Raw genomic sequence first — 7,033 nt, forward strand, 5'->3', positions numbered from 1 at the left:
GCACCTGTCGATCCAGCGGTTCAGGACTGGCGCCCAGCACGGGGCCATGCAGTTCGCTGCCCGGCGAGGCCAGGCGCAGTGCCGACAAGCGCTGCCCGGGATTGACTGATGCCTCCTGCAGGATGGCCTGCAGATCGTCGAGCAGTTGGTCGGTGGTGGCCGCCTCGAACAGCTCATCGCTGTATTCCAGCTCGCAGCGCAGGCGCTGGTCGGCGCAACGCAGCAGACGCAGGGTGAGATCGAAACGGGCATGGCGCTGCGGCGGGTCAAGCACCTCGACGGTCACCCCCGGCAGGCTCAGGGTGCGGCTTTCCGGCAATTCGACCTGCACGAACATGGCCTGGAACAGCGGGCTGGAACGCGGCCGGTCGAGGGCTTCGAGGATCTTTTCATACGGCAGGGTCTGCTGGTCGAACGCCGCCGCCACGCTGTCGCGGGTGCGCAGCAGGGCGCTGCGAAAGTCCGGGTCGTCCTCCAGGCGCTGGCGAATCACCAGGGTGTTGAGCAGCGGCCCGATCAGCGGCGCCAGCTCGGGGCGATCGCGTTGCGCCACCGATGTACCCAGGCACAGGTCACGCTCGCCGCTGTAGCGCGCCAGCAGGCAGGCGAAAGCGGTCAGGCCAAAGATGTACAGGGTCACGCCCTGATCGCGGATGGCCCTGTCCACCTGCGCCGATACGTCAGCCGGCAATTCGCGCACCCGTACCGCGCCGCTATGGCGACGCTGGTTGGCGGGCGGACGCGGATGATCGCAGGGCAAGGCCAGCGCACCGGGCGCATCGGCCAACTGGCTGCACCAGTAATCGAGTTGCTGGCGGCAGGCGTCGCTGGTCAGCCACTCGTGCTCCCAGGCGGCATAGTCGGCGTACTGGATGTCGAGCGGCGGCAACTGGGCTGGCAAGCCAAGGCTCAAGGCACGGTAGCCCTCGGCCAGCTCGCGGGTCAGTTGCTGGGCCGACCACGCGTCGTAGGCGACGTGGTGGATGGTGAAGAACAGCCAGGTGCTGCCCTGTTCGGCATCGCTGAACGCGCGCCAGCGCCATGGCACTTCGCGGCTCAGGTCGAAGGGCTCGGCCAGTTGCCGGGCGTACTCGTCGGCGCACCATTGCTGCGGGTCGGCAAGCGCCTCGCGGGGTAGCGGCTCGACCGCCGGCAGGCCCGCCGTCCAGGGCTCGCAGTGCGCCTGCAAGTGGCCTCCGGCATCGGCCACGTAGCGAGTGCGCAGGATCGTGTGCCGCTCCACCAGTTGCTGCATGGCGTGCTGCAGGCACGCCAGGTCCAGACGGCCATCGAAGCGCAGCACCGAGCAGAGGTTGTACAGCGCACGGCTGCTCAGGGCCTCGGCCGAGAGAAAACGCAGTTGCGCATGAGCCAGCGGCACCGCTGCACCCTCCCCGCCAGCGACCGGGACGATGGGCAGGCGCCAGCTATCGATGCCCTTCTCGGCCAGGCGTTGGCGGAACATTTGCTTCTTGTCCGCCGGCAGTGAGGCCAGGCGCTGGGCGATCTCGATAAAGGCCTGTTGGTTGGTCACATTCATCTTCAGTCTTCCATCTCTGCCAGCAAACGCTGCATCTCATCCAGTGCCTGGTCGGTCGAAGGCCGCTGCGGGTTTTCGATCTGTTCGGCCAAGCCGGAAATGGTCGGATTATGGAACAGGCTGCGCAACTCGACCTTCACGCCGAAGCGACTCTCCACCCGGGTCATCAGGCGCATCGCCAGCAGCGAATGGCCACCGAGTTCGAAGAAGCTGGTGAGCACGCCGACCTGCGGCAGATCGAGTAGCTCCTGCCACAGCTCGGCCAGTTCGCGCTCCAGCGCCGTACGCGGCGCCACGCCTTGCTCGGCCTGCGCTTGCGGCGCCGGCAGGGCCTTGCGGTCGATCTTGCCGTTGGCATTAAGGGCGAAACGCTGCACCTGGATGAAGCCGGCCGGCACCATGTAGGCGGGCAGCAGGCTTTCCAGATGACGGCGCAGCGCCACCTCGTCGACCGGGCTCGCGGCCTGCAGCCAGGCGAACAAGCTGTGGCTGCGCGCATCGAGCATGACCACCGCCTCTTCCACCCCGGGGTACCGGCGCAGCAGCGATTCGATCTCACCCGGCTCGATGCGAAAACCACGCACCTTGACCTGGAAATCGGCGCGGCCGACATAGGCCAGGTGCCCATCGCTGCGTCGACGCACCAGGTCACCGGTGCGGTACATGCGGCTGCCAGGCTCGCTGGCGAACGGATCGGGCAGGTACGCCGCTGCGGTGATCGCCGGCGCCCGCTGGTAACCACGGGTCACCCCGCTGCCGGCGATATACAGCTCGCCGGTGCTGCCCAGCGGCACTGGCCGCAGGCATTCGTCGAGCACGTAGCAACGGGTGTTGAGCAGCGGCATGCCGATATCGGCGACGCCGGCCGGTACTTCCTGCAGCGCCTGGGTGGTCGACCAGACGGTGGTTTCCGTCGGGCCATAAGCGTTGATCAGCTTCACCCCCTTGGCCTGCAGCACACTCACCAGTTCGGCCGGCACCGCTTCGCCGCCGATCAGGCCGCGCAGGGCCGGCCAGTCGTCACGCCCGGTTTCCAGCAGGATCTGCCAGCCGGCTGGGGTGGCCTGGAACACCGTGGCACGGCGCAGCAGATCGAACAGGCGGTGGCCATCGACCACCTGCTCGCGACGCGCCAGGAGGATGGCCGCGCCCTTGAGCAGCGGCAGGAACAGCTCCGGCTTGCACATATCGAAGGCGTAGGTGGTGCTGGCCAGCCAGACGTCCTCGGCCGTCAGCGGCAACTGGCGATCAAGGCCGGCAAGCAGGTTGCTCAGGTTGCCACGGGTCACCTGTACGCCCTTCGGCGTGCCGGTGGAGCCCGAGGTGTAGATCACGTAGGCCCGCTGCAGCGGCGACACCGGTAATGCCAGGTCGTGTGCCGGCTGTTCGTCCAGCGGCAGGTGGTCGACGGCCAGGCTGTCGACACTGCCGAGCACGTCGGCGCAGGCGTGCTCGCTGAGCACCAGCTGCGGCCGCGCATGCTCGATGATGAAGCGCAGCCGTTCGCCCGGTTGCTGCGGATCCAGCGGCAAGTAGGCCGCCCCCGCCTTGTGGATCGCCAGGATGCTGGGCAGCAGCCACGGGCCACGGGTCAGGCACAGCGCGACCAGATCGTCGCAGCCGACACCCTGGGCGCGCAGCCAGTGGGCCAAGCGGTTGCTCAAGGCATTGAGCTGGGCATAGCTGTAGCGTTGCTCCTGGCAATCCACGGCCAGCGCATCCGGGGTGCGCAGGGCCTGGCGCTCGAAGCGCGCGATCAGATCCTGCGTCTCGCTCAGCGCATGCGCCGGCAAGTTCCACGTGCGGCGTGTCAGGGCATGATCGGCATTTGCCAGGTCGATATCCCACAGCCGCGCCTCGGGCCGCGCCAGCATGCCGTCAAGCAGGTGGCAGTACTCGTCGGCATAGCGTTGCATGGTGCTGGCGACGAACAGCTCGGTGTTGTACTCCAGCACGCAGTGCCAGACGCTGCCGTGCTGCTCGATATGCAGGCCGATGTCCACCAGGGCGCTGTCGCTCTCGACATTCAGGCGCTGCGCCGGCAGGCCGGCAAAACCCTGGCCGACCGCCGCTACGTCATCGCGCTGGATCAGGTTGAACAGCGCCTGGAACAGCGGCGTATGGCTGAGATCGCGGCGTACCTGCAAAGCCTCCACCAGCCGCTCGAAGGGCACGTCGCCGTGCTGTTGCGCGGTCAGGTGGGTGGCTTGCAACGCCTGCCAGAACGAGGCCACGGATTGCAGTGGGTCGATCTGGCTACGCAGCACCTGGGTGCTGGCGAAATAGCCGATGAGGTTATCGGTGTGCGCCTGCTGACGCTGCGCCACCGGCAGGCCGATCCACAGCTCGCGCTGCCCCGAATGCCTGGCCAGCAGCACTTTCCATGCTGCCAGCAGGGGCGCGAAGGCGGTCAGGCCATGACGCTGCGCGGTGCTGCGCAGGCGTTCGACCAACTCGACGGGCAGCTCGAAACGCAGGCGCCGCCCGTGGTAGCCCTGCTCGGCAGGACGTGGCAGGTCGGTGGGCAGGTCCAGCACCGGCGGTTCGCCGGCCAGGGCCTGCCGCCAGTAGTCCAGCTGCGCTTCAATGCGTGCCTGCCCGGCAGGCGTCTGCCAACTGGCGGCGACATCGCTGAACTGCAGCGGCAGCGGCGCCAACGCCGCCTGGGTTGCGCTCAGCTCGGCCTGGTAAAGACGTTGCAGCTCATCGAAGAAGATCTCCAGCGAGCGGGCGTCGGCGATGATGTGGTGCAAGGTGGCCTGCAGCACACTCTGCCCTTCGCCCTGATACAGCCGCACCCGCCACAGCGGCGTTGCGCTCAGGTCGAAGGCGCGCTGCGCTTCCTCGCTCAAGGTGCGGGCGAAGGCCGGCGACTGCACATCCTGCTGCAAGGGCTCGACGCTGAGCAGCCTGCCGTGCAACGGCACGACCTGCTGCTGCGCGCCTGCTTGCGTCTCGCTGAACACGCTACGCAGGCTGTGCTGGCGCTCCACCAGTTGTGCCAAGGCGCGTTCCAGGACTTCGGCTTGCAGAGTACCGTGCAGGTGCATGGCCAGTGACAGGTGGTAGGCCTGGGTGTCGCCCTGCAAGCGGTCGAGGAACCACAGCCGCTGCTGGGTGAAGTGCAGCGGCGCCGGCGCCTCGCCGAATCGCCGCAGGATGCTCTCGCCTGCGCCCTCGGCAGTGGCCAGGCTGGCCGCCAGTTCACCCAGGGTCGGGCACTCGAACACGCTGCGCAGCGGCAGTTGCCGCTCGTAGCGCTCGGCGATGCGCGCTACCAGCCGTGCCGCCAGCAGCGAATGGCCGCCGAGGGCGAAGAAATTGTCGCCGGCGCCAACCGCGTTGCAACCGAGCAGCTCGCACCACAGTTCGGCCAGTGGCGCCTCCCAGGGTTTGCTCAGCTCGCCGTCGCGCTGACCTTCATGTTGGTTTGGAGCCGGCAGCGCCTTGCGCTCGACCTTGCCACTGGGGCTCAACGGCAAGCTGTCCAGGCGCACGAACTGGCTCGGCAGCATGTAATCCGGCAGGTGCTGCGCCAGCTGCACGCGTAGCGCGGCGTCGTCCAGATCAGCATCCGCCGCCTGCGTGACCGAGTAGTAAGCCACCAGGCGCGCGCTGTCGCCGCTGCCGAGCAGCACCACGGCCGCTTCCCGCACCCCGGTGAGCCGCGCCAGCAAGGCTTCGATCTCGCCCAGCTCGATACGGAAGCCACGCAGCTTGACCTGAAAATCCAGGCGCCCCTGGTAGTCCAGGCTGCCTTTGGCGTTGCTTCGCACGCGGTCGCCGGTGCGGTACATGCGCGCCCCCGGCACAAAAGGATCAGGCAGGAAGCTCGCCGCGCTCAGGGCAGGCGCAGCGAAATAGCCACGCCCGAGGTTGGCACCCGCCAGGTACAGCTCGCCTGAAACGCCCGGCGCCACGGGTTGCAAGTCGGCGTCCAGCACATAGGCGGCGGTATTGGCCACGGGCCGGCCGATCGGCACCTCCACCCCGCCGCTCTCGCCCTGCCGCGGCTCGAAGGTGCTGTAGACGGTGGCCTCGGTCGGTCCATAACCGTTGATCACCTGGGCACCACGCTGCTCCATGGCCTCGGCCAGCGCGCACGGCAGGGCCTCGCCACCGGAAATGGCGCGCACGCCCTGCCAACTGCGCCCGGTGTGCGCCACCAACATACGCCATGTGGCGGGTGTGGCCTGCATTACCGTCGGCTGGCCGGCCTCGATCAGGCGGTCGAGGACGTGCGGGTCGCGTGCCTGCTCACGGTCGGCGAGCAGGATGCTGGCCCCGCGACTCAGCGGCAGCAGCAGCTCGACGATGGCGATATCGAAGGTCGCGGTGGTCAGCGCCAGCACCCTGTCCTGCGCCGTCAATGGCAGCACCTGCTGCACGCCGAGCATGAGGTTCATCAAGTTGCCACGGGCGATGGCCACGCCCTTGGGCTGGCCGGTGGAACCCGAGGTATAGAGCACGTAGGCGAGCTGGGCAGGATGCACGCTCGGCGCGCGGTAGGGCGCGGTGGTGGTCAACGCATCGATATCCAGCAGTTCGACGGCACTGCCCCACTCTGCCAGCTCCGCCAGGGCCTCGGCATTGGTCAGGCACAACCGCGGCTGCGCATGGGCAAGGATGTAACGGCCGCGCTCGGCCGGGGTGTCCTCGGCCAGCGGCACGTAGGCGGCGCCAGCCTTGAGAATGGCCAGCATGGCCATGGGCAGCCGCGCATCGCGCGGCAGGCGCAGGGCCACACGATCCTCGGCACCGACGCCACGGGCCTGCAAGGCAGCCGCCAGGCGTTCGGCCGCCTGGTTCAGTTCGGCATAAGTCAGGCGCTGTTCGCCGGCCTGCACGGCGATGGCTTCGGGCTGCTCGGCGACCTGCCGTGCAAAGGCCTGCAGGATGTCTTCCCGACCCTCCACGAGCTCACCGTGCAAACGCGCCAGCGCGCGCTGCTCAGGCTGCCAGGCGAGTTCGCCCAGTACCTGCTGCGGTTGTTCGAGCACGGCATCGAGCAGCGCCAGATACTGCTCGAGCATCACCTGCGCGGTCTGCTCGCCGAACAGCTCGCTGCTGTACTGCAGGCTCAGGGCGATGCCGTGTTCGCTGTCGCGCACGTCCAGATGCAGGTCGCACAGGGCGCTGTCCGGGCGATTGTCGAGCGGCTCGGCGATCAGATCGGTCAGCTCGAAACGCTCCAGGGCATGGCCCGGGAAGTAGTTGAACATGGCCTGGAACAACGGGTTGTAGCTGACCTGGCGGGCCACGCCGAGCTGTTCGATCAGGTAATCGAAGGGCAGGTCCTGATGCGACTGCACCGCCACGGACAGCGCCTGCAATTCGCGCATCAGTTGCAGCAGGCTGACCGTGCCGGAGAGCTTCTGGCGATAGACCAGGGTATTGACGAAGCAGCCCACCAACGGCTGCAACGCCGCGTGATGGCGGTTGGCGGCCGGCACCCCAACAAGGATGTCGTGCTCGCCGCTGCGGCTGCGCAGC

General features: G+C 67.9%; 2 protein-coding genes. Both read right to left on the reverse strand.

Annotated elements, in window-relative coordinates; translation table 11 throughout:
- Positions 1 to 1,540 (reverse strand): condensation domain-containing protein (locus BFP90_RS01805; RefSeq protein ID WP_256097410.1); only part of this gene is annotated, 1,540 nt, incomplete at its 3' end.
- Between the two features lie 2 nt (positions 1,541 to 1,542).
- On the reverse strand, positions 1,543 to 7,033 hold a 5,491-nt coding region (locus BFP90_RS01810; protein ID WP_141688900.1), incomplete at its 5' end, for a non-ribosomal peptide synthetase.

The organism is Pseudomonas sp. 24 E 13, assembly GCF_900004715.1.
GTDB lineage: Bacteria > Pseudomonadota > Gammaproteobacteria > Pseudomonadales > Pseudomonadaceae > Aquipseudomonas > Aquipseudomonas orientalis_A.